This is a genomic window from Pseudoxanthobacter sp. M-2 (assembly GCF_046156265.1).
In the GTDB taxonomy this organism is placed as follows: domain Bacteria; phylum Pseudomonadota; class Alphaproteobacteria; order Rhizobiales; family Segnochrobactraceae; genus CAMDHY01.
Genome location: NZ_JAWDIR010000044.1, coordinates 279,433 through 303,852, shown reverse-complemented (window position 1 = coordinate 303,852; position 24,420 = coordinate 279,433). Strand labels below are relative to the sequence as shown.

16 protein-coding genes are annotated in these 24,420 nt (G+C 71.4%); 8 read left to right on the top strand and 8 right to left on the bottom strand.

Translation table 11 applies throughout. The features are described from left to right. Positions 1-102 precede the first annotated feature (102 nt). Positions 103-900, bottom strand: coding sequence for a DeoR/GlpR family DNA-binding transcription regulator (locus tag RUR49_RS21115; RefSeq protein ID WP_409148407.1), 798 nt, complete (start codon positions 898-900; stop codon positions 103-105). 284 nt (positions 901-1,184) lie between these two features. Between RUR49_RS21115 and RUR49_RS21110 the strand changes: the two genes are divergently transcribed. Genes RUR49_RS21110 through RUR49_RS21100 form a run of 3 tightly spaced genes read left to right on the top strand, consistent with a single transcriptional unit; the run spans position 1,185 to position 5,423 of the window. Next, the gene (locus RUR49_RS21110) at positions 1,185-2,051 is read left to right on the top strand and encodes an ABC transporter substrate-binding protein (RefSeq protein WP_409148406.1); all 867 of its coding nucleotides are present in this window, start codon (positions 1,185-1,187) and stop codon (positions 2,049-2,051) included. 37 nt (positions 2,052-2,088) lie between these two features. Next, positions 2,089-2,982: a phosphotransferase gene (locus RUR49_RS21105; protein WP_409148405.1), complete on the top strand. Its 894-nt coding sequence runs from the start codon at positions 2,089-2,091 to the stop codon at positions 2,980-2,982. Further along, complete coding sequence (locus RUR49_RS21100) at positions 2,979-5,423, top strand: FAD-dependent oxidoreductase (protein ID WP_409148404.1); 2,445 nt, start codon at positions 2,979-2,981, stop codon at positions 5,421-5,423. The genes RUR49_RS21105 and RUR49_RS21100 overlap by 4 nt, the downstream gene beginning before the upstream one ends. A gap of 30 nt (positions 5,424-5,453) precedes the next feature. On the opposite strand, the gene RUR49_RS21095 is transcribed toward RUR49_RS21100, so the two are convergent. The 4 genes from RUR49_RS21095 to RUR49_RS21080 all read right to left on the bottom strand — a co-directional run bounded on the left by RUR49_RS21095 (position 5,454) and on the right by RUR49_RS21080 (position 9,289). Beyond that, positions 5,454-6,188, bottom strand: coding sequence for a Stf0 family sulfotransferase (locus RUR49_RS21095; protein ID WP_409148403.1), 735 nt, complete (start codon positions 6,186-6,188; stop codon positions 5,454-5,456). 50 nt (positions 6,189-6,238) lie between these two features. Next, the gene (locus RUR49_RS21090) at positions 6,239-7,558 is read right to left on the bottom strand and encodes a vWA domain-containing protein (protein WP_409148402.1); all 1,320 of its coding nucleotides are present in this window, start codon (positions 7,556-7,558) and stop codon (positions 6,239-6,241) included. Positions 7,559-7,583: 25 nt separating this feature from the next. Continuing rightward, entirely contained in the window at positions 7,584-8,510 is a 927-nt protein-coding gene (locus RUR49_RS21085; protein WP_409148401.1) for an AAA family ATPase, read from the bottom strand. Between the two features lie 101 nt (positions 8,511-8,611). Continuing rightward, entirely contained in the window at positions 8,612-9,289 is a 678-nt protein-coding gene (locus tag RUR49_RS21080; protein WP_409148400.1) for a glutathione S-transferase family protein, read from the bottom strand. A gap of 148 nt (positions 9,290-9,437) precedes the next feature. Here RUR49_RS21080 and pcaB point away from each other — a divergent pair, with 148 nt between their 5' ends. Together pcaB and pcaD are read left to right on the top strand one after the other, a co-directional pair. Beyond that, entirely contained in the window at positions 9,438-10,823 is a 1,386-nt protein-coding gene (gene pcaB / locus RUR49_RS21075; protein WP_409148399.1) for a 3-carboxy-cis,cis-muconate cycloisomerase, read from the top strand. Between the two features lie 140 nt (positions 10,824-10,963). Further along, positions 10,964-11,746, top strand: a complete 783-nt coding sequence (pcaD, locus tag RUR49_RS21070; RefSeq protein ID WP_409148398.1) for a 3-oxoadipate enol-lactonase — start codon at positions 10,964-10,966, stop codon at positions 11,744-11,746. Between the two features lies 1 nt (position 11,747). Here the strand turns inward: pcaD and RUR49_RS21065 are convergent, their stop codons facing one another. Together RUR49_RS21065 and RUR49_RS21060 are read right to left on the bottom strand one after the other, a co-directional pair. Next, the gene (locus RUR49_RS21065; protein WP_409148397.1) at positions 11,748-12,710 is read right to left on the bottom strand and encodes a sulfite oxidase heme-binding subunit YedZ; all 963 of its coding nucleotides are present in this window, start codon (positions 12,708-12,710) and stop codon (positions 11,748-11,750) included. A gap of 154 nt (positions 12,711-12,864) precedes the next feature. Next, the gene (locus RUR49_RS21060) at positions 12,865-13,158 is read right to left on the bottom strand and encodes a hypothetical protein (protein ID WP_409148396.1); all 294 of its coding nucleotides are present in this window, start codon (positions 13,156-13,158) and stop codon (positions 12,865-12,867) included. A gap of 210 nt (positions 13,159-13,368) precedes the next feature. Here RUR49_RS21060 and RUR49_RS21055 point away from each other — a divergent pair, with 210 nt between their 5' ends. Beyond that, the gene (locus tag RUR49_RS21055) at positions 13,369-13,857 is read left to right on the top strand and encodes a GNAT family N-acetyltransferase (RefSeq protein ID WP_409148395.1); all 489 of its coding nucleotides are present in this window, start codon (positions 13,369-13,371) and stop codon (positions 13,855-13,857) included. A 526-nt stretch (positions 13,858-14,383) separates the two neighbouring features. After that, positions 14,384-15,847 (top strand): RimK family protein, encoded by a 1,464-nt coding sequence (locus RUR49_RS21050; RefSeq protein WP_409148394.1) that lies wholly within the window; start codon positions 14,384-14,386, stop codon positions 15,845-15,847. A gap of 28 nt (positions 15,848-15,875) precedes the next feature. On the opposite strand, the gene RUR49_RS21045 is transcribed toward RUR49_RS21050, so the two are convergent. Beyond that, complete coding sequence (locus RUR49_RS21045; RefSeq protein ID WP_409148393.1) at positions 15,876-16,196, bottom strand: 2Fe-2S iron-sulfur cluster-binding protein; 321 nt, start codon at positions 16,194-16,196, stop codon at positions 15,876-15,878. Between the two features lie 389 nt (positions 16,197-16,585). Between RUR49_RS21045 and RUR49_RS21040 the strand changes: the two genes are divergently transcribed. Further along, complete coding sequence (locus RUR49_RS21040; protein ID WP_409148392.1) at positions 16,586-24,412, top strand: hypothetical protein; 7,827 nt, start codon at positions 16,586-16,588, stop codon at positions 24,410-24,412. Positions 24,413-24,420 lie beyond the last annotated feature (8 nt).

Sequence of the window (24,420 nt, the reverse complement as noted above, 5' to 3'; positions counted from 1 at the left end):
CTAGCACGACCGGCACCCGGCCCGAAGCGCGAACCATCGCGGCCGCCGTGGTTCGCCGCGGTCGTCCGGAGGGAGTCCTGCCGCCAGAACGACCGCCGTTCCTCAGTCGACCACCAGCACCGTGACGCCGGCCTCGGCGAGGCGGGCGGCCGTGTCGGCGGGCGGCGCTGCATCGGTGATGACCATGTCGATGCTCTCGAAGCCGCAGACCCGCGCGAAGCCGCGGCGCTGGAACTTGGTGCTGTCTGCGACGACGATGACGCGGTCGACCTGCGGGATGACCGCTCGCGAGAACTCCGCCTCGCCGACGTGATAGTCGGTGAGGCCGTGCACGGGGTCGATACCGCCGATCGAGAGGATGGCGGTGCGGGCGACGAACTGGCCGACGAAGGCCGCCGTCTGCGGCCCGAACACGGCGGCGTCGTCGCCGCGGATCTCGCCGCCGGCGAGGAAGACGCGCGAGCCGTCGGTCTGCGCCAGCACGCGCGCCACCTCGGTCGAGTTCGTCACGACGATCAGTCGCTGCCGCCGCGCCAGCGCGCGGGCGACGAAGATCGTCGTCGAGCCGGTGTCGAGCATCACCGAATCGCCGTCCTCGATCTGGGCTGAGGCGGCGGCGGCGATGCGCTGCTTCGCCTCGACATTCTCCTGCATGCGGCGCGACAGCGGCGGCTCGGTGGTGGCGGCCGCGACCGCCACGGCGCCGTGGAGCTTGCGCACGACCCCCCTCGCCGCCATCGGGCGCACGTCGCGCCGCACCGTCTCCTCCGACACCGCGAGATGCGTGGCGAGGTCGGCGATGGCGAACCTGCCGAGGCTCCGGACGAGGCGGAGGATCTCCGCCTGGCGGGGGCTGAGCCGGCCATCGAGGACGACCTCTGTCGGGCGATCGGGCGCCATCGGCTTGGGTCCTGCGGGTTCCGTGTGGGAATTGTGGATTTTGATGTGGGAATGCAGCTTGTCACACCGAAGACAGGAAGGCATCCTGATCGGGGGCTCGGAGATGCGCCAGGGGTGGCGCGGAAGAGGGGACGATGTCGCCGGCGAAATGGCGGCGGGCGCACCGGGGGGTTGCGCGCCGCCGCGAGGAAGGGGCTGCAGGCCCGTCAAAGCCTGGGGGGCGTCGCATGGTGGCGGCCGCCGGCCTGGTGTGCGCTTGCCTTTGTCTGGTCTTTTCGGGGCTGATGGTCGGGTCTGTTTCGGCCGGCAGCCAGAGCGGGATCCGGTTCGCCCTCAATGACTGGACCGGCCAGCGCATCACGACGCGCATCGTCGGTACGATCCTCACCAGGGCCGGTTTTCGGGTCGAGTATGTCGACGTCAACTACATGGACCAGTTGGAGGAGATCGCGGCGGGCCGCATCGACGTCGCCATGGAGTACTGGTCGACGGCCGGCATGGCGGCCCTTGAGGACGCGGTTGCGGCCGGGAATGTCGGCATCCTCGGCGAGACCGGCATGATCGCACGGGAGGAGTGGTGGTTTCCCGCCTACGCCAAGGAGCGCTGTCCCGGCCTGCCGGACTGGCAGGCCCTCAACGCGTGTGCCTCGATGTTCGCGGTGCCGGAAACGGCGCCGAGGGGCCGCTATCTCGGCGGACCGGTGACCTGGGGAGGCTTCGACGAGGAGCGGGTCGCGGCCCTCGGCCTCGAATTCGAGGTGATGCACGCCGACACCGAGGCCGATCTCTACGCCACCCTGAAGTCGGCCACCGCCAAGCGCCAGCCGGTGCTTCTGTGGGTCTACGCGCCCCACTGGGCTCCGGCCCGCTTCGACGGCGAGTGGGTGGCGTTCCCGAAGTTCACCGAAGAGTGCTACGCCGAGCAGCGCTACGACTGCGGCAAGCCGTCGGGCCCGATCTGGAAGGTCGGCGCGGCCGACCTGGCAGAGCGCTGGCCGGTGCCGGCGCAGGCGGTCGGCGCCTTTCGCATCTCCAACGACGAGATGGGGGAACTGATCGCCCGGGTCGAGGTCGACGGGGTGGACATCGACACGGTCGTGGACGAGTGGCTCGACCGGAACGCGTCGGTCTGGAAGTCGTGGCTCGATTGAGGAGCCGCCGTCCCGCAGTCGATGGGCCCGTGCGCCGATGACCGAGGCGGACGCCATCGACCGCGTCGCGCGGCTGTCGTGCTGGAGCGGTGCGGTCGAGATCGCCCCGCTCGGCGGCGGCATCACCAACCGCAACTTCGTCGTCACCGACACGGTGAAGGGCCGCTTCGTCGCCCGCCTCGGCGACGACATCCCCGTGCATGGGGTGATGCGCTTCAACGAGCTCTCCGCCGCCCGCGCCGCCCACGCCGCCGGGCTGTCGCCGGAGGTCGTCCACGCCGAGCCGGGGGTGCTGGTGACGCGCCACATCGACGGCGTCACCTTCGATCCCGGCATGGTGCGCGCGCCCGAAAACCGCGGCCGCATCGTCGAGCTGATCCGGCGCTGCCACACCGAGGTGCCGAAGTACCTGCGCGGGCCGTCGCTGATCTTCTGGCCGTTCCAGGTGATCCGCGGCTACGCCGGCGCCTTGCGGGACGTCGAGAGCCGCCTCGTCCCCGCCCTGCCCCGCCTCGACGGCATCGCCGAGCGGCTGGAGCTCGCGGTCGGGCCGGTGCGCATCGTCTTCGGCCACAACGACCTCTTGCCGGGCAACCTGATGGACGACGGGGAGCGGCTCTGGCTGATCGACTGGGACTATGCCGGCTTCGACAGCCCGCTGTTCGACCTTGCCAACCTCTCCTCCAACAACGGCTTCTCGCCGGAGGAGGACGCCTGGCTGCTCGAGGCCTATTTCGGGCACAGGCCTGACGCCGGCCTCGACCGCTCCTTCCGCGCCATGCGCTGCGCCTCGCTGCTCCGCGAGGCGCTGTGGGGCGGCGTGTCGGAGCACCACTCCACCCTCGACTTCGACTACGTCGCCTACACCGAGGACTATCTCGGCCGCTTCGAGCGCGCGTGGGCCGACTTCACCGCCACGGAGACCCGATGACCGCTCCCCTTCCGAGCCATGCCGAGATCGTCGTCATCGGCGGTGGCATCGTCGGCTGCAGCACCGCCTACCACCTCGCCAAGGCCGGCGCGAAGGACGTGGTGCTGCTCGAGCGCGCCAAGCTCACCTCCGGCTCGACCTTCCACGCCGCCGGCCTCGTCGGCCAGTTGCGCTCGTCGGCGAACGTCACGCGGCTCCTGAAGCACTCGGTCGAGCTCTACGACACGCTGGAGGCCGAGACCGGGCTCGCCACCGGCTGGAAGATGAACGGCGGGCTGCGGCTCGCCTGCAACCCGGAGCGGATGATCGAGATCAAGCGGCAGGCGACCACCGCCCGCTCCTTCGGCCTCGAGATGCACCTGCTGACGCCGTCGGAGGCGAAGGACCTCTGGCCGCTGATGGACGAGAGCGACCTCGTCGGCGCCGCTTTCCTGCCGACCGACGGCCAGGCGAACCCCTCCGACATCACCCAGGCCTTAGCGAAGGGCGCCCGCATGCGCGGCGTGCGCGTCATCGAGGACACCGCCGTCACCGCCATCGAGGTGAAGGACGGCCGCGTCGTCGCCGTCGTCACGGACGCCGGGCGCATCGCCTGCGAGAAGGTGGTGAACTGCGCCGGCCAGTGGGCGCGCGAGGTCGGCCGGCTCGCCGGGGTGAACGTGCCGCTCTGCTCGGTCGAGCACCAATACCTGATCTCCGAGCCGTTCGGCGTGCCGTCGAACCTGCCGACGCTGCGCGATCCCGACCGGCTGATCTACTTCAAGGAGGACGTCGGCGGCCTCGTCATGGGCGGCTACGAGCCGAACCCGATCCCGTGGGCGGTCGACGGCATCCCGCGCGGCTTCCACTTCTCGCTGCTCGAATCGAACTGGGAGCACTTCGAGCAGATCACCGAGCAGGCGCTCGCCCGCTGCCCGTCGCTCGGCACCGCCGGCATCCGCCAGCTGCTGAACGGCCCCGAGAGCTTCACGCCCGACGGCAACTTCATCCTCGGCGAGGCGCCGGAGGTGCGGAACTTCTTCGTCGGCGCCGGCTTCAACGCCTTCGGCATCGCGTCCGGCGGCGGCGCCGGCTGGGCGCTCGCCGAGTGGGTGCTGACCGGCGACCCGCCCCTCGACCTCTGGCCCGTCGACATCCGCCGCTTCTCGCGCGTCCAGGAGGACGACACCTGGGTGCGCACCCGTACGCTCGAGATGTACGGCAAGCACTACACGATCGTCTGGCCATTCGAGGAATACGCCTCGGCCCGCCCCACCCTCACCTCGCCGATCTACGAGCGGCTGAAGGCGTCCGGCGCCTGCTTCGGCTCCAAGCTCGGCTGGGAGCGGCCGAACTGGTTCGCGCCGGCAGGCGTCGAGCCGGTCGACCGCTACTCGTTCGGCCGGCAGAACTGGTTCCCCCACGTCGGCGAGGAACACAGGGCGGTGCGCGAGCGCGTCGGCCTGTTCGACCAGACCTCGTTCGCCAAGCTGATGGTGACCGGGCCGGATGCCGAGGCGGTGCTGTCGTGGGCGTGCGCCAACGACGTCCGTCGCGCGCCCGGCAAGCTCATCTACACGACGCTGCTCAACACCCGCGGCGGCATCGAGGCCGACCTGGTGCTCGCGCGGCTGTCGCCCGAGGCCTACTACGTCGTCATCGGCACCGGCTTCCGCACCCACGACGTCGACGTGCTGAATCGCTCGGTGCCGGACGGCGCCCGGGTGACGTTCGAGGACATCACCGAACGGAACGGCGTGCTCGCCCTGATGGGGCCGCGGGCGCGCGACGTGCTCGCTGCGGTGACGGACGCGGATGTCTCCAACGCCGCCTTCCCCTTCTACACCCACCAGGAGCTTTCGATCGGCGACGCCAAAGTGCGGGCGCTGCGGCTCACCTTTGTCGGCGAGCTCGGCTACGAGCTGCACATGCCGCGCGAGCACATGGCGGCCGTCTACGACGCGCTGATGGCCGCGGGGGCAGCCCACGGCATCGCCAACGCCGGCTACCGGGCGATGGACTCGCTCCGGCTCGAGAAGGGCTACCGCGTCTGGGGCGCCGACATCTCCCCCGACCACACCCCCTATGAGGCCAGCCTCGGCTGGTCGGTGAAGCTGAAGAGCAACGTGCCCTTCCTCGGCCGCGACGCGCTGGTGGAGCGACAGGGCCGGCCGCTGCCGAAGCGCTTCGTCGGCTTTGCCGTCGATGACGCGGACGTGGTGCTGCTCGGGCGCGAGACGATCTACCGGAACGGCGTGCCGGTCGGCTACCTGTCGAGCGGCGGCTATGGCTACACGGTGGGGAAGAACCTCGGCTACGGCTACGTCCGCCACGCCGACGGCATCGACGACGCCTGGCTGACGACCGGCACCTACGAGCTGGACGTAGCGTCGGTGAAGGTGCCAGCGACGATCGCCCTTGAGCCGTTCTACGACCCGAGATCGGCGCGGGTGATGGCCTGACGACCGGCAGCGATCGAACTGGTCTGGCGTTCAGACCAGTTCGCGGCCGGCCTTTTCCAGATCGTCGAGGTAGCGCTGCTTCCAGGCGTGGTTGAGGTCGGTCGCCTGGCGCTGGGTGAAGGCCTTCAGTTCCTGGATGTCGGTCGGCTCGCCGAAGAAGGCGAGCGCCCGCTGCACCTCGCCGACCGGGTCGGTGCACAGGTCCTCGTAGTACATCGTCAGCGGCTCGATGCCGTTCGCGGCGAAGTAACGCTCCCACTTCTCATAGCCGGCGCGCACCGAACGCAGGTGCTCGTCGAGATCGGCGAACTCGTAGACCGGCTCGCCGGCCTTCTCGTAGTGGCTCATCCACTGCTGCGTCTGGACCGCGATCGAGCGCGAGATCGCCTGCAGCACCTGGTCGCGCCGCTTCAGGTAGACGTAGCGATCCACCGGCACGAGCGAGGGCTCGAAGCCGAGGTCCTCGCGGTTCGAGAACTGGCCCCAGTGCGCCTTGATGCCGAACCAGCCGTTCGGGCTGGTGCGCATTTCCATCAGCTTGCGCATCGTCGGCTCGGGCCGCTTCGTCTGGAAGCGCTTGCGGAAGGTCTTGAAGTTGCGGCGGTGGAAATACTCGAACGGGCTGCCGAGCCGGCCGGTCGAGAAGAACAGGTGGCAGAGATAGTGGCTGCCCGTGCGCTGCGAGGAGGCGATCAGATAGACCTTCGGCTGCCCCTCGAACGGCGGGAAGTCGAAGCTCTCTCCGAACTGGTCGGCTTCCGACATGCACGATCCTCGTCTGGTCGCTGCCACGGCCGCCCGGGCGCTCTGCCGCCTCAGCCGGCGGCGGTCCCCGCGCGGTTCTCGTTCCCCGCGCGGCTCTCTTGGGTCCGCGAAGGCGGGCTTGTCAACCGCGACGGACGGGCCGGCACCGATCCGGCGAGCCATGCGCGCGGGTCGATCGGGCCGGCCGCACCGGCGCGGCCGAGCGCCCGGCAGAGGTCGGCCACCGCATCGAGCGAGTGGACGGGGCGGAACTCGTCGACGTGCGGCAGCATCTCGCGGATGCCGCGCGCCCGCGGCTCGAAGCCCTCGAAGCGCAGCAGCGGGTTCAGCCAGATCAGCCGCCGGCAGGAGCGGTGCAGCCGGTCCATCTCCTGCGCCAGGTCCTCGTCCGAATCGCGCTCGAGCCCGTCGGTGACGAGGAGCACGATCGGCCCGCCGTGCAGGACGCGCCGCGACCAGTCGCGGTTGAAGGCGCGCAGCGCGGTGGCGATGCGGGTGCCGCCCGACCAGTCGGAGACGTGGCCGGTCAGCGCCGCCAGCGCCTCGTCGGGGTCTTTCCGCGCGAGCTGGCGGGTGACGTTGGTGAGCCGCGTGCCGAACACGAAGGTCGAGACGTGGCCGCGCGTCTCGGCGAGCGCGTGCATGAAGTGCAGGAAGACGCGGGTGTACTGGCTCATCGAGCCGGAGATGTCGATCAGCGCCACGATCGGCGGCAGCGTCTCCTGGCGGCGGCGGAAGGCGAGCCGGATGGCGCCGCCGCCGCCACGCAGCGACTGGCGCATCGTGCGGCGCGGATCAACCATGCGGCCGCGGTTCGCCGCCACCAGCCGCCGCGTCTCGACGTGCTCAAGCTCGACGGCGAGGGTCCGCACCGCAGCGATGGCGGCGTTGATCTCGGCGGCCGACATCTGAGCGAAATCACGGCGTTGCAGGACTTCCTTGCCGGAGACGGTGAGCGTCGCGTCGACCTCGACGCGCGGCTTCTCCTGCTGCGGGCGCTCGCGCCGGGTCGCCGCCAATGCCTCGGCGACGCGGCGCTGGGCGGCCTTGGGCTCCTCCGCCGCCGGGCGCGGCGGCGCCACCGGCGACAGCATGGCGATCATCTTGTCGACCAGCCCACGCGCCCGCCAGAAGGCGTGGAAGGCCGCGTCGAAGACGACCTGCTGGTCGTGGCGGGTGACGAAGACGGCGTTGAGCGTCCAGTAGAGGTCGTCGCGGCGCGTGATGCCGGCCACCTCGACGGCGCGGATGGCGTCGATCACCGCCGCCGGCCCGACCCGCATCCCCGCCTTGCGCAGCGCGCGGGCGAACAGCACGACGTTGTCGGCGAGCCGGCCGCCATCGAGCGCCGAGAGCGCCTCGTCCGTCACCGGGCGGCTCCGCGCACGATCCGCCTCACGCCGCGGCACTCGCCTGGCGGCGGATCTCCTCGACGATCTGGACCGTCCTGCTGCCGCGGATGCGCGCCACGTCGTCCTGGTACTTCAGCAGCACGCCGAGGGTGTCGGAGACGACGTCCGGGTCGAGGGCGGCCTGGTCCAGCTCGGCGAGCGCGGTCGCCCAGTCGATGGTCTCGGCGACGCCGGGAGCCTTGAACAGGTTGTCGTCGGCGCGCAGGCGCTGCACGAACGCGACGATCTCGCGCGACAGCCGCTCGGCGGCGCCCGGCACCTTCAGGCGGACGATTGCGAGTTCGCGGGCGGCATCCGGGTAATCGACCCAGTGGTAGAGACAGCGGCGCTTCAGGGCGTCGTGGATCTCGCGGGTGCGGTTAGTCGTGATGACGACGATCGGCGGCGCGGCCGCGCGCACGGTGCCTAGCTCGGGGATCGTCACCTGCCCGTCGGCGAGCACTTCCAGCAAGAACGCCTCGAAGGCCTCGTCGGCGCGGTCGAGCTCGTCGATGAGGAGAACCGGCGGCCCGGCGGCATCGGGCTCCAGCGCCTGCAGGATCGGGCGGCGGACGAGGAAGCGCTCGGAGAAGACGTCGCTCGCGAGCCGTTCGCGATCGGTCTCGCCGGCGGCCTCGGCGAGGCGGATCTCCACCATCTGCGCGGCGTAGTTCCACTCATAGACGGCGCTCGCGACATCGAGGCCCTCGTAGCACTGCAGGCGGATCAGCTTGCGGCCGAGGCCGTGGGCGAGAACCTTGGCGATCTCGGTCTTGCCGACGCCGGCCTCGCCCTCGAGGAACAGCGGCCGGTTCATCCGGAGCGCCAGGAACAGCACGGTCGCGAGCGAGCGGTCGGCCACGTAGGCCTCGCCGGCGAGGAAGGCCTCGGTCTCGTCGATCGAGGTCGGCAGCGTCTTCGGGGAGGTCATCGCGGGTCCGTTTCAGACGAGGTCCGTGCGGTAGATGGGCCACCGACGCCCCTTTGACTACACGCCCGCCCGACCGCGTTCAAATGTCCGACTGACGCGGCTCACGGCGCGTCGACGGGAAAGGACAGCGCGCGGTCGGCGGCGGCGATCTCATCGACCACGGGCGCGACCGACGGCCGTGCGGCGACCCGCCGGTACCAGGCGGCGAGCCGCGGGTGGCCGGTGATCGGCGGGCCGGCGAGACGCAGCGAATAGAGCACCATCATGACCACCGCGATGTCGGCGACGGTGAACGCAGCCCCGCAGAGGAAATCCCGCTCGCCGAGGCGCCGCTCGATCTCGCCATAGTGATCCGTGATCACGGTCTCGGCCTTGAGCGCCTCCTCGCGGTCGCGCGTCCGCCGCTCGGGGTCGGTCGAGCGCGGGCCGGAGCGGTACATCAGCGCCCGGAGCGGCACGAGCATGATCTCGTCGGCATAGAGCTCGTGGAGGCGGCAGAGGGCCTTCTCGCGCGGCGCCGCCGGATAGAGCGGCGGGCTCGGATAGGCGTCCTCCAGGTACTCGAAGATCAGCGTCGAATCGAACAGCACCAGCCCGTCGTCATCGAGCACCGGCACCTGGCCCTTGGGGTTGGCCGCCAGCACCTCCGGCAGCTTCGGCCGGTAGCCCTCGGTCTGGGTGAATGGCGCCATCACCCGCTCGAAGGCCAGGCCCTTCTCGGCGAGGGCGATCTCCACCTTGCGGGCGAACAGGCTGAGCGGCGCGGAATAGAGCTTCATGGCGTCTCCTCGGGCCACGCGATTGTCCCGCGTCCTGGCCGGCGGGTGCCTCCACAATAGCGATCCCCCGTCGGCCGGGAAGCCGGCCGCGCCTTTCGCCTTGCGCGTGCCGACCGCGTCGCCCTACGAGAACGGTCGGAGGACGGGCATGATCGAGGCTTCCGACGGGGACGATCGCGGCGACGGCACGCTGCTCGACGGGCTGTTCGCCACGCCGGCGATGGCGCGGCTGTTCGACGACCGCGCCCGCCTGCAGGCGATGCTCGATTTCGAAGCGGCGCTCGCCCGTGCCGAGGCGGCGGTCGGGGTGATCCCGGCGGAGGCCGCCCCGGCGATCACGGCGGCCTGCGACGCCACGCGGTTCGACCTCGGCGCCATCGGCCTGGCCGCCGCGGACGGCGGCAACCTGGCGATCCCGATGGTGAAGGCGCTGACGGCGGCCATCGGCGGCGACGCCGGCCGCTACGTCCACTGGGGCGCCACCAGCCAGGACGCCATCGACTCAGGCTTCATGCTGCAGGCCCGCAGTGGCCTCGACCTGCTGGTCTCCGAACTGACCGCCATCGGCGACGCGCTCGATGCGCTGGCGGCCCGCCACGCCGGCACGGTCATGGCCGGCCGCACCTTCCTGCAGCACGCCCTGCCGGTGAGCTTCGGCCTGAAGGCAGCCGGTTGGCTGTCCGGCGTCACCGCGGCGCGGGCGGAACTCGCCCACGTCCGCGCCACGGCGCTCGCCATCCAGTTCGGAGGCGCCGCCGGCACGCTCGCCTCGCTCGGCGACAAGGGCCCGGCCGTCGCCGCGCGGCTTGCCGCGGAACTCGGCCTGCCGCTGCCGCCGCTGCCGTGGCACGGCGACCGCTCGCGCGTCGCCCGCATCGCCACCGCCCTCGGGCTCACCGCCGGCGCCCTCGGCAAGATCGCGCTCGACGTGGCGCTGATGATGCAGACGGAGGTCGGCGAGGCGTTCGAGCCGGCGGCCGCCGGCAAAGGCGGCTCCTCGACGATGCCGCACAAGCGCAATCCCGTCGGCGCGACACTGGCGCTCGCGAGCGCCCGCCAGGCACAGGCGCTGGTGCCGCTGGCGCTGCAGGCGATGATCTCCGAGCACGAGCGCGCCATCGGCGGCTGGCACACCGAGTGGGTGGCGCTGCCGCAGGCCTTCCGCCTGACGGCGGCGGCGGCGGCGCAGGTCCGCGTCATCGCCGAGGGCCTCGAGGTCGATGCGGCGCGGATGCGCGAGAACCTCGACCGCACGCAGGGCCTCGTCCTGGCCGAGCGGGTGATGATGGCGCTCGCGCCGACGCTCGGGCGGATGCCGGCGCACCACCGGGTCGAGGCCGCGACGAAGCGCGCCGTTGCCGAGGGGGCGACTCTCCACACCGTGCTCGCCGCCGACGCGGAGATCCTGGCCACGCTCGGGGCGGACGGCCTCGCCGCCCTGTTCCAGCCCGAGAGCTATCTCGGCGCAAGCGATGCTTTCATCGCCGCCGCGCGGGACGCGTGGCGGCGCGGCAACGAGCCGAGAGGCGGCTGACGAGCAACCGCATCTCGGACCGCGTGCGCCGACACCCTGCCCACACGTGTTCCCCAAACGAAGACGTGCACCCGACGACGCCTTGCACCGCCCCCCTTCCCGGACCACCTGCATCGTCGACCCGCACCGAGGAGCCCGCCATGCCGACGTTCACCACCGACGACGGACAGACGATCCACTACCGCCTCGAGGGCGACGAGGGTCGGCCCGTGCTGCTGTTCTCCAACTCGCTCGGCACCGACCTCACCATGTGGGACGGCAACATGCCGGCGGCGCTGCGCCACTTCCGGGTGCTCCGCTACGACAGCCGCGGCCACGGCGGCTCCTCGGCGCCGGAGGGCGCCTACACCATCGACCGCCTCGGCCGCGACGCGCTGGCCCTCCTCCATGCCGTGAAGATCGACAAGGCCGCCGTCTGCGGGCTGTCGAAGGGCGGGCTCGTCGCCCAGTGGCTCGCCGTCAACGCTCCGGAGCGGCTGACGCGGGTGGCGATCTGCAACACCGGCGCGATGATCCCGAGCGCCGAGACGTGGAACGCCCGCATCGCCACGGTGACGGAGAAGGGTCTCGGCGTCATCGCCGACGCGCTGCTCGAGCGCTGGTTCACGGCAGACTTCCGCGCGGGCCAGCCGAAGGAGGTCGCCCGCCTGAAGGCTGTGATGCTGAAGGTGCCGCCGCAGGGCTACGCCGGCTGCTGCGCCGCCGTCCGCGACGCCGACCTGCGGGGCGACCTCGGTCAGATCACCACGCCCGCGATCGTCGTCGTCGGCACAGAGGACCCGGCGACGCCGCCGGCGCTCGGCGAGGCGATCCACGCGGCGATACCGGGCTCGAAGCTGCTGCAGCTGGAGGCGGCGCACCTCTCCAACATCGAGCGGCGGGCCGAGTTCGACGCGGCAGTCTTCCCCTTCCTCGCCGGCTGAGCTAGGCGGCCGGCGCCGGCCGCTGCGGACGGCCGACGCGGCCCTTCGGCGCCGTGCGGCCGCGCCACCATGCGACGGCAGTGACCGCGAGACCGGCGGCGAGGACCCACCAGACGGGGCGGATCACAAAGCCGAAGTCCAGGTTGGAGCGGATCACCCGCCACGGGTCGACGCCGGTCGCCACCGCATACCAGAGCGCTTCGGTCACGACGGTCAGCACCGCCGCGGCGACCGCCAGCGCCAGCAGATCGACCACGCTCGGCAGCGGTTCCCGGCCGGCCCTGCGGCGCAGGGCGACCACCAGCCGCCACCCCATCAGCCAGATGAGAAATCCAGACATCAGAACAGGTTGAGAGACGTCGATCTTGGACTGCATGAAGAAATGCAGCAGCGCGAGCACGGCAAGGACATAGGCGATCCGGTGGAGCCGCTGCCACGCGACGGGGCCCATCCGGCGGACCGCCGCGTCCGTCGACGTCGCAGCCAGGGCGGCGAGCCCGACGAAGGCGACGAAGCCGATCGTGAGATAGATGCGCAGCGCGATCTCGCTCGCCACCTTGGCGAGGTCGAACTGCTGGTCGACGACGTAAAGCAGGAAATGCGCGGCGACATAGGCGAAGGCGGCGACGCCGATCATTCGCCGCAGGATCAGCGCGCGCGGCCAGCGCAGGCTGCGCATCGCCGGCGTGATGGCGAGCGACAGCAGCAGGATGCGCACCGCCCAGTCGCCCGTCGCATGGATCGCGTCGGTGATCGGTCGCGCCGCCTCGCCGCCGATGCCCGCCGGACCAATGTTGGGCCCGCCGATGTTCGGGCCGCCGACGGGAAGACCGGCACCCGGCGCCGGCGAATCGGCGAGCATCAGGGTCACGGCGGCGATGAGGCCCGGCAGCACGAGGCCGGCGAGCGTCACCGTCTTCAGCGGCGAGAACCGGCCCGTCCTGTCACGCCAAGGTGCCTGCATGCCCCGCCCGATCACCAGTCTCTGACGATGCGCAGCTTCGCCCGGATTTTGCGGCAGGAGCGCGACGACGGCCTGAAGCGGCGTCCACAACGGAAACGGGGAGCGTCCGAGACGCTCCCCGCAAACCCGTCAGGTATTGAGACGTTTCAGCCGCTCAGCAGCGGACGAACACCGGCTGGCCATCCGGCCTGTAAAGGTAACGACCGCGCTGGTCGGTCGCGTGGCAGTAGCCACGCGGCGCCGTCGCCGCACCGATCGCCGCGCCCGTGACGCCACCAATCGCCGCGCCGGCGACCGCCGCACCGGCACCGCCACCCGTCGCCGCACCGATCACCGCACCGGTCGCGGCACCGAGACCGCCGCCGACGAGGGCACGATCCTGCTCGACCGTGTTGCAACCGGCCACCGCCATCAGCGCGACCACCACCGGAACCGCCAGAATCTTCATCTCAAAGCTCCCTTGTTCACCGGACGGCCCATGGGCCACCGTTCCCACAAGCCCTACCGCATTTGCGCGGACCGCGGCAATCATGCCGAGCGGTCACAATCCTCTGCGTGAGCCCGCGCCCTCGGTCACGAAGCCGCGAGCATGCTAGATCGAATTGCGAACGCCGCACACACGGGATCGTTCCCGTCGTCGCTGGCCTGGAGTGCACCGATGCCAATTCGCCGCGCCACGCCGGCCGACGTCCCCGCGCTGGTGGCGCTCGAACGCCGCGCCTTCGACCCCCGCCTCTATACGCCGATGTCGCCCGCCCGCTTCCGCGCCAACGTCTCGAGCCCGACCTGCGAGGCTTTCGTCTTCGTGGAAGACGATGACGCCGGCCCGCGCGCCGATGCGATCCTCGGCTACTCGCTCGGCCTCCGGCGTGGCGGCGCCGACTGGCTGCGCTTCTACTCGCTCGCCGTCGACGCGTCAGCCAAGGGGCGGGGCATCGGCGAGGCGCTGTTCCGGCATTTCGAGGACAACGCACGGGCGCTCGGGCTATCAACGGTGCTCCTTGAGATCCGGGAGGACAACGCCTTCCTGCGGACGCGCTACGAAGGCTACGGCTACACGATCTACCGCCGCGTCGAGGCCTACTACCCCGACGGCTGCGCCTGCCTGAAGATGCGCAGACGGCTGGACGACCGGGGGCCGGAATAGCCATCCCTGGCCGCAATGCTGCCGCACCCGGCGGCCGCCCCGCCGCAGTCATGAGGGTGGCCGGGAGAACTCCGCCGATATGGTCGCCGCAATAGCCGGACATCTCCGTGGCGGGGCGCTCCGCCGCTGCCCGCAGCCCGGCCGAAGGCTTGCCGACCAGCTTTTCCGCGTGCGGTTCTCTTCTTTGGACCGCCAGCTTTCGGACATGAAAAAACCCATCTCTTCACGCGAACCACTTGCCGACCGCGGCGACGGACAAATGATGGCGAGCAGCTGTCAAGTCCCGTTGATTTGCATGACTGGATGAATTACCTGCCCTTGCGGAACGCCGGGGCCTCTCGTGACGTTCTACCCAGCCGCCGGTAGATGTGCGGCTCGCCGTTCCCCTCGGTGCGGCGCCAGGAGCCTGCCCACGGTCGATGCGCGAGCCTGATCCGCCCGAACCTCCCGGACGCGCCGCCCCCGGATACCCCCGCGCTGGGGTCCGGGCGGACGCCGCGTCAGTCGCCCCCCACGGAGCCCCCCGATGACGTGGCTGATCCTGGTCGACCGGCCAGCCGATCTCGCGAATGCCGACACCCCGCACAAGGTGATGACCGTGCGGGACTACCTGACCCGCCCTCGCCTGTTCGGCGAGGTCAAGCCCACCGTCATCAACCTCGCCCGTTCCTACAGCTACCAGGGCGCCGGCTATTACTCGTCGCTGCTGGCGGAGGCGCGCGGCCACCGCGTCATGCCGTCCGTCGAGACGATGATCGAGCTGTCGAAGAAGTCGCTCTACCGCATCGCCCTGCCGGAGCTCGAGGACCGGCTGAACAAGGTCATCAAGACGCTCGATGAGCCGCCCACCGCGGATTTCCGCCTGCTCGTCTGCTTCGGCCGCGTCGACGACGCCCGCTTCGAGGCGTTCGGACGCCACCTGTTCGACTGGTACCGGGCGCCGATCCTCGAGGTGAAGGTCGAACACGGCGAGTGGCGGTCGATCAACAAGATCCGCACCATTGCCATTCCCGAGCTCAGCCCGGTCGAGCGGCGCTTCCTGGTCGATGCGCTCGACCGCTACACCCAGCGCGCCTGGAAGCCGCCGAAGAAGGCCCGCACGACCGCCCGATACTCGCTCGCCATCCTGTGCGATCCGAAGGCAGCGCTGCCGCCCTCCATGCCCTACTCGCTGCGCCACCTCGCCAAGGTTGCGGCGCGGCTCGGTGTGGAGGTCGAGCCGATCGAGAAGACCGATCTCGACCGGCTGGCGGAGTTCGACGCGCTGTTCATCCGCGAGACGACGGCGATCGACAACCACACCTACCGCTTCGCCCGTCGCGCCGTTCAGGAGGGCATGCCGGTCATCGACGATCCGGTCTCGATGATCCGCTGCACCAACAAGGTCTATCTCGCCGAGCTCCTGTCGGCGAACGACGTGCCGACCCCGAAGACGGTGATCGTCGACAGCATCAAGCAGGCCGACAGCCTCCCCCAGGAACTCGGCTGGCCGGTGGTGCTGAAGATTCCCGACGGCTCATTCAGCCGCGGCGTCTTCAAGCTCGACACGCCGAAGGAGCTGAAGGAGCGGCTCGAGGCGCTGCTGGACGAGTCCGACCTGGTGCTCGCCCAGGAGTTCGTGCCGACGAGCTTCGACTGGCGGATCGGCGTGCTCGACGGCGAGCCCTTGTTCGCCTGCCAGTACATGATGGCCAAGCAGCACTGGCAGGTGATCCACCACCACGCCAACAAGGCCCCCGACCAGGGCAAGTACAAGGCGTTCGCGCTCGACGAGGTGGCGCCCGCCGTCGTCGAGACGGCGGTGAAGGCGGCACGCCTGATCGGGAACGGCCTCTACGGCGTCGACCTCAAGGAGACCGAGCGCGGCGTCTTCGTCATCGAGATCAACGACAACCCCAATCTCGACCGCAATTGCGAGGACCTGGTCGAGAAGGACGCCATGTGGGAGAAGCTGATCAACTGGTTCGTCAAGCGGCTGGACGCCCGCTGAAAGGCGCCGCCGCCGGACCGCCAGTCTCTCAGGCCTGGCGCTCCGGAACCCGCACCACCAGCCCGTCGAGCTTCGGCTCGACGCGGATCTGGCACGACAGCCGCGACGTCGGCTGCACGTCGTAGGCGAAGTCGAGCATGTCCTCTTCCATCGGCGACGGCGATCCGGTGGCCGCCACCCACGCCGGGTCGACATAGACGTGGCAGGTGGCGCACGCCAAAGCCCCGCCACATTCGGCGTCGATGCCGGGAACCGAGTTGCGGATGGCGTTTTCCATGACGGTCGAGCCGACGTCGGCCTCGACCGCATGGCTGACGCCGTCGTGGGTAATGTAGGTGATCTTCGGCATGCCGGGCCTTCGATGGGCGGCGGTGGGCCGCGGGAAGCGGAGAGCGCTTGGGATTGCTCCGATTGGGAATAGCGGTTCGGCCGGGCGCGTCAAGCGCACCGGCGGCGCAGGGGCCCGACCGCGCCCGCCCTGCGCCGGAGGGTCGCGCCGGCGGCGGCGTTAACCCTGCCGGGCGGCGGCGGGAGATGCGAGTTTCAGAATTCCTAACGATTCATTACGATCCGCCCCACGCTGCCCGTCTCTCCGGCGGCGTTGGATCGTGGCAGTCGACACCGCCGGCGGGCGGATAAACCGCGGTTCGAAGTGACGGAGTTCGGACGGTCGCCTCCCAACCGGGGCGCGATCGGCGGCCGAACGGTAGTGAGTACGGCGCGAGGCGACAGACGGTCATGGCCATCCAGAATCAGCACGCCAAGGATCCGGCGGAAGTGGCGCTTTCTGCCGTCGAAGAGGCGTTGAAGCTCGATTTCGGCTCCGAACCCGCTCCCGCGAGCTCCGAAGAGGTGCACGCCCAGGCGCTCGCCGAGGCGCTCGCCGCCGATCCCCTGCCCGCCCCCACCGAACCCGATGAGCCGGAGGCGCCCGTGGCTGCGATCGCCGCCGCACCGGCGCCCGCAGAGCCCCGCCGGGCCCTCACGCCGCCGCGCACGGCCGCGAACGACGACCGCCGCGTCGCCGCCGCCACGGTGCGGGAGCGCCCCTCCTCCCTGCCGACCTGGCTCGCCGCTCTCTTCTCGGTCGTGTGGCTGGCGCTCTGCGCCTACGCCGCCCAGAGCACTCTCGGCCCGCTCCTGACGCCGCCGGTGGACATCCCCGGCCTGTTCGCCCGCCCGGAGACCGTCTTCCTGATCGGCACCGCGCTGCTGCCGGTCATCCTCGCCTTCGTGCTCGCCGGCTTCGCCCGCCGCGGCCAGGAGATGCGGATCGCCGCCGCCGCGATGGTCGACGCGGCCGGCCGCTTCTCCGAGCCCGAGAGCGTCGGCACCGAGGCGGTGGTCGCCGCCGGCCAGACGGTGCGCCGCGAGCTCGCCGCCATGGGCGACGGCATCGAGCGCGTTCTCGCCCGGGCGAGCGAACTCGAGGTGATGATCCACAACGAGGTGTCGGCCCTCGAGCGCTCCTTCGGCGACAACGAGCTGAAGGTGCGGGGCCTGATCTCCGAGCTCGTCAACGAGCGCGAGGCTGTCACCAATAATGCCGAGCGCCTGCGCGCCGCCATTTCCGGCGCCCACCGCGCGCTCGCCGACGACCTGAAGTCGACCAGCGAGCGGCTCACCGTCGACATCGACGCGGCGGCGGCGCGCTTCACCACGATGGTGGACGAGCGGGCCTCGAAGATCGCCTTCTCGATGACCTCGGCGAGCGACAACCTCAACGACACGCTGACCAGCCGCGGCGAGGACTTCGTCGAGCGCATCCGCGCCGAGGCCCGCCTCGTCAGCGACGGCATCGACAAGGCCGGTGGCGACGTCGCCGGCCTCATCGGCCGGCAGGGCTCCGAGGTCGCCGAGCGCCTCACCAGCGCCTCGACGCAGGTCAGCGAGCAGCTGCGCGCCATCGGCAACGAGGTCGACAACGCCATCGAGCGGACCGGCAAGGGCGTCGTCGAGACGCTCGTGGTGCGCGCCAACGAAGTCGCCGAGCGCCTCGCCTCGACCGGCGAGAGCGTCATTCAGACCGTCGAGACCCGCATCGACGCCATCGGCGGCACGCTGGGCGATTCGACCGATCGCCTGATCGCCACCGTCACCGGCCGCTCCGACCAGATCCTGACGACGCTCGACACCCGCCTCGTCGAGATCGACAGCTCGCTCACCGAGACGAGCGCCCGCATCGTCGGCGCCATCGACGAGCGCCTGTCCGCGCTCGACCGCACCTTCAACGACACCGGCGAGCGCGTCACCGCGACGATCGCCTCGGCGGGTGCAGCCGTGACCGGTGAGCTCACCGCCCGCGTCGGCGAGCTGCAGGCCGGCTTCACCGAGACCGGCGAGCGGCTGATCGACGACCTGCAGGGCCGCATCATCAACCTCGAGGGCGCCATCACCTCGGCCGGTGTCAGCGTCGCGGCGACGCTCTCCGACCGCGTCGGCGAGCTGCAGCGCACCATCGACGACGCCGGCAGCACCCTCACCGGCACCCTCGTCGCCCAGACGAGCGGCCTCGAGGCGAAGATCACCTCCACCACCGAGGTCGTCGCGACCTCGCTCGGCGACCGCATCGCCGGGCTCGAGGCGGTCATCGACCGCGCCAGCACCGAGGCCGCCGACATGCTCGCCGGCCGCGTCGGCGCGCTGGAGACCTCGATCACCACCGTCACCCATTCGCTCACCGACACGATCGGCGACCGCGTTACCTCGCTCGAGACCGCCATCACCTCGGCCGGCTCGATCGTCAACGACACGCTGACCGTGCGCGCCGCCGAGTTCGAGGAGGCGATCACCGCCGTCTCCGGCAGCATCACCGCCTCGCTGTCCGAGCGCGTCATCGGGCTCGAATCCTCCATCCTGTCGGCCGGCACCCGCGTCACCGACGCGCTCGCCGCCCGCGCCGCGGACGTCGAGGTGTCCCTGTCGGCGACCGGCGAGGCCGTCGTCGGCAGCATGGAAGGCCGCGTCGAGGCGCTGGAGAGCGCGCTGCGCGGCGCCGGTGCCTCCGTCACCGATGCCCTCACCGCGCGCGTCGGCGAGATCGAGGCGACCATCACCACCACCTGCGACGTCGTCGTCTCCACCCTCGACGGCCGGGTCGGCAGCCTCGAGACGGCGATCCGCGACGCGGGTGCGTCGGTCACCGACAGCCTCACCGACCGCGTCGCCTCGATCGAGGCGACGATGGCGGAGGCGAGCCGCGCCGTCGTCAGCGTCCTCGACGAGCGCGTCGGCGGTCTGGAAGGCTCGATCCGCAGCGCCGGCGCCTTCGTCACCGACACGCTGACGGTGCGCGTCGCCGAGATCGAATCGTCCCTCACCAACACCGGCGACATCGTCGTCTCGACGCTGGAGACCCGCGTCGGCAGCCTCGAGAGCGCCATCCACACCGCAGGCTCCGGCGTCACCGATGCGCTCACCGCGCGCGTCGCCGACATCGAGACCTCGATCACCACGGCCGGCCAGGCGGTCATCGCCGTCCTCGACGACCGCGTCGGCGGCCTGGAGGCTTCCATCACCGGCACCGGCGACCGCGTCACCCGGACGCTGTCCTCGCAGGTGATCTCGCTCGAAGAGGCGATCGACGTCGCCGGCAGCCGCCTCACCGAGACGCTCACCGAGCGCGTCGGCAGCATCGAGAGCAGCCTGGCCGAGACCGGCCGCACGGTCGCCGACAGCCTGTCGGGCACGGTCTCCGGCCTGACCGACGCGCTGGCACAGTCCGGCGCCACGGTCACCGAGGCGCTGGCGAGCCGCGTCGCCACGCTGGAAGGCTCGCTCGGCGAGAGCACCGAGCGCGTCACCACGGCGCTCGGCGACCGCGTCGCCGGCTTCGAAAGCGCGATCGACGCCGCCGGCTCGACCGTCTCCACCCTGGTGCGCGAGCGCATCGCCGAGATCGAGGCGCTGATCACCGAGGTCGGGCGCTCGACCACCGAGGTGACGACGCGCCAGCTCGGCGACATGCGCGAGAGCGTCGACGCCCTGCAGCGGACGCTCGACGAGACCGGCTCGCGCGTCACTGAGACGGTGCTCGCCCGCACCACCGACGTCCGCGACACCCTCACCGACGCCCTGCGCTCGCTCGACGACGCTGTCACGGCGCAGTCGGTGCGCACGTCCGAGGCGATGGCCTCGCGCGGCGACGAGATGGTCATGGCCATCACCACCCAGGTCGACCGCATCTCCGACGTGCTGAAGGGCACGGGCGACTCCATCTCGCTCGACCTGCAGCTCCGCGCCGACGCGCTGACGAGCCGCCTGGAGGAGACGACCGACCGCCTCGGTACGATCGTCGGCGCCAACGGCACCGAAGTCGCCGATCGCCTGGAGCAGGCGAGCCACCGCATCGAGGACGCGATGGTCGGCCGTGCACAGGCGCTGGAAGAGGCGCTGCGCGACCGCGAGCTGTCGCTCGCCGCCGTGCTCGAGAGCCGCAGCACGTTCTTCCGCTCCTCCGTCGACGAGGCAGTGGAGGGCATCGGCCACACGCTGTCGCGCCAGACCGCCGACGTCGCCCACGTCTTCGGCACGGCCGGCGCCGAGGTGGCCCGCCTCATCGGCGAGCGCAGCCACCGCGCCACCGAGGACATCACCACCGCCGCCACCGCCGCCGCCGAGACGCTCGCCTCCCGCTCCGGCGAGATCGGCGACCGCATCTCGCGCGACGTCGAGACGCTGCGCGAGCTCATCACGGTGCGCGCCGAGGGCCTCACGGCCACGCTCGGCATGCGCACCGAGGAGCTCGACCGCATCCTCTCCGACCGTCTCGTCATCCTCGAGCAGACGCTGTCGGAGCGCACCGACGCGATCGGGCGGCCGATCGAGCAGTTCTCGACCGACGTCGCCCGCCTCGTCGACAGCCGCATCGACACCCTCAACCGCACGGTCGACGAGGGCGTCGGCCGCCTCGACGGCATCCTCGGCGCCCGTACGACGTCGCTGGAGACGGCCTTCTCCGACCGCACCCAGGCCCTCGACAGCGCCATCGCCGAGCGCGCCGAGGCCTTCGACGCGGCGATCGAGGCCCGCACCGAATCGCTTGCCTCGCGCATGGCCACGGCGAGCGACAACGTCGTCTCGATCATCGAGACGCGGACGCGCCGGGTCGAGGACGCCCTCGACAGCCGCGCCCGCGAGCTGAGCGAGACCCTGCTCGCCCGCACCCGCGACTTCGTGCAGGCGGTCGCCTCCGGCCACACCGACCTCGAGACGACGCTCACCTCGACCTTCGAGCGGGTCAACGCCACGCTCGCCGGCCATGCGGAATCGATCAGCGGCACCTTCGGCGAACGCGTCGAGCGCATCCGCCAGATCCTCGCCGAGGAGCTCGCCGCCACGGCCGATACCGTGGAAGCCCGCGCCGTGGCGCTCGAAGGCACGCTGCGCCACCGCACCGAGGCGATCATCGCCGCCCTGACGGACGGCGCCGACCGCACCGAGGCGTCGGTCACCCATGTGCTGGGCAACATCGGCAGCGAGACCGACCGCACCCGGTCGGCGCTGGAAGGCACGCTGAACGCGATGACGGAATCGCTGACGGCGCGTGCCGACGAGACCCGTCGCACCCTCATCGCCGCTGCCGGCGAGGTCGTGCAGGCTCTCCTGGTCGAATCCGACCGGGCGCGCCGCACGCTCACCGACGAGGCGCACGCCGCCGTCGAGACGATGGCGTCCGAGAGCGAGCGCCTGCGCACCACCGTCGGCGAAGAGACGCGCAGCGCCGTCGAGCTGATGGCGAATGCCGGCGAGCAGACCCGGACCGCCCTCACGGCGGAGACCCAGGCCGCCGCCCGCCTGCTCGTCAGCGAGGGCGAGCGGGTCCGCCACGGCGTCGTCGGCGAGCTTCGCGCCGCAACCGAGCTGCTGTCGGTCGAAGGCGAGCGCGTCCGCACCACGGTCGGCGACGACATCCGGGCCGCCGCCGACATCCTGGCCGCCGAGAGCGACCGCGTCCGCGCCACCGTCACCGACGACATCCGCGTCGCCGCCGACCTGCTCGGCTCCGAGGGCGACCGCATGCGCACCGGTGTCACGGACGAGGTCCGCGCCGCGGCGGCGATCCTCGCCGCCGAGGGCGACCGGCTCCGCGGCCTCCTCGGCGAAGAGGCGCGAGCCGCCGCCGGCATCCTCGCCGAGGAGAGCAGCCGCGTCCGGGCTTCGGTCACGAACGACATGCAGACGGCCGCCCACCTCCTGACGGCGGAAAGCGAGCGCGTCCGCTCCACCCTCACCGAGGGGGCCCAGCTCGCCGCCGACGTGCTGGCGACCGAGAGCCACCGCACCCGCGCCGCCGTCACCGGCGACGCATCGGCCGCTGCCGAGGTGATCGCCGAGCAGGTCGAGCGCATGCGCGCAGCCCTGCAGGACGGATCGCGCGAGGCGTCCGAGCTCCTGGCGAACGAGAGCGAGCGCGTCCGCGCCGCCGTCACCGGCGACGCCGAGAGCGCCGCCGCGGTGATCGGCGCCGAGGTCGAGCGGATGCGCACCACCCTCGAGGACGGTTCGCGGGAGGCGGCCGAGGTGCTCGCCTCCGAGACGAGCCGCGCCCGGGCCCTCGTCGGCTCGGCGCTCGAGGAGCTCGCCCGTCGTCTGGCGCAGTCGTCGCACTCGGTCGATGCGATGCTGGCCGCCCGCGCCGGCGAGCTCGCCACCCTGCTCAACGCCGAGGACAGCGTGCTGGTCGAGGCGATCGGGCAGTCTACGGAGCGCTTCCGCGACGAGATCGCCAACGCCCGCGAGGTCGTGGCGCGCGAGATCGGCAACGAGGGCGACGCCCTGGTCGAGCGCATCCGCACCCACTCGGCCGAAGCGGCCCGGGCGCTGTCGCAGACCGGCGAGGCGTCGCTCGCCGGCGTCGCCGACGCCACCGCGCGGGCCCAGGGCCAGATCGAGCGGGTGCTCTCCGACCTGCGCATGGTCACCGGCTCGTTCGAGAAGGCGGTCGCGACCGCCAGTGAGGACCTCGGCGGCGTCGAGGGCGAGATCGGCCGCCAGGCCGCGAGCTTCGGCGACGTCGTCGGCCGGGCCGTCGAGGGTGCCGCCCGCTCCGCCGCCGCGATGGCGGAGGAGACCGGCCGCCTCGACGCCGTCGCCTCGACGTCGCTCAAGGAGTTCACTGCCGTCGCCAACCGCATCGAGGCGCAGAACCGCGTCCTCGGTGACGCCGCCCAGGAGATCGAGGGCACCCACCGCCAGCTCGAGGCGACGCTGGAGAACGGCCGCGTCGCCCTGATGGACGCCGCCCGCCGGCTGGAATCGTCGAACCGCGCCGTCGAGCAGACGCTCGAGGATCGTCGCGTCGCCATCGACGACCTCGCCTCGACGCTGCTCTTCAAGACGGAGTCGATCGAGGCGCTGATGCGGTCCTTCGCGGGCCAGGTCGGCGAGGCGATCGCGGCTGCCGAGGCGAAGGCGCGCTGCACCGCCGAGGCGATCACGCACTCGGTGACGGGTGCGACGGCCGCCCTGCACGGGGCGACCGACACCGTCGCCCGCAGCATCGAGGACCTGACGGAGACCGCGACGCGCGCCCTCACCGAGAGTGCGGAGTCGGCGACGCGGTCGCTTGGCACCGGCCTCGAGGGAATGCAGGAGACGGCCGATCGCGAAGGCGAGCGGGCCCGCGAGGCGATCCGTCTCGCCCAGATCACCATCGTCGAGGAGACGACGCGGGCGATCTCGGAGATCACGGAGCGCTACAGCGAGCTCGCGCAGCAGCTCGAGCGCGGCGCCACCGAGATGCGCCAGGAGCTCGAGGCGACCCGCGCGGAAATCCGTCGCGGCCTGTTCGAGCTGCCGGAGGAGGCGCGCGAGAGCACCGAGGCGATGCGGAAGGCCGTGTCCGGCCAGTTGCAGGCGCTGGAGATGCTGTCGGGCATCGTCTCCCGCCAGAGCGCGGCGCTCGCCGTGGCTGGTCCCGACGGAGGCCGCATCACCGGTCCGGCGAACGTGACGTCCGCCGTGATCGACGAGCCGCGCCCCGCCCGCCCGGCGCGCGAGCCCGCCCGCGTTGCCCCGCCGATCGCCCCCGAGCCGGTTCCGCCGCGTCCGGTGCTGACGACGCCCGCCCACGAGGACGAGGAGGACGACCGTCCGACCGGCGGCCGCGGCTGGATCACCGACCTGCTCCGCCGCGCCTCCGATCCGCCCTTCGAGGACGAGTCGGCCGAGGACGAGGCACCGCCGCCGATCGTCGCCGATCGCGACGGAGACCGCGCCCCGGTGGTGCCCTCCTTCGACGGCGTCTCGGGCGACATCGCCCGCGCCATCGACGACGAGAGCTACGCCGACCTGTGGGCGCGCTACGAGCATGGCGAGGCCGGCGTCTTCACCCGTCGCCTCTACACGATGCGCGGCCAGCAGACCTTCGACGAGATCCGTCGCAAGTACGCCCGCAACGAGGAGTTCCGCGCCGTCGTAGACCAGTATGTGGACGACTTCGACCGCCTGCTCGACGATCTCGACGGGGCCGCCGACAGCGACGGCCGCCGCCGCGGCTACCTCGCCTCGGACACGGGCAAGGTCTACACCCTGCTCGCCCACGCGAGTGGCCGCTTCGGCTGACCGCGCGC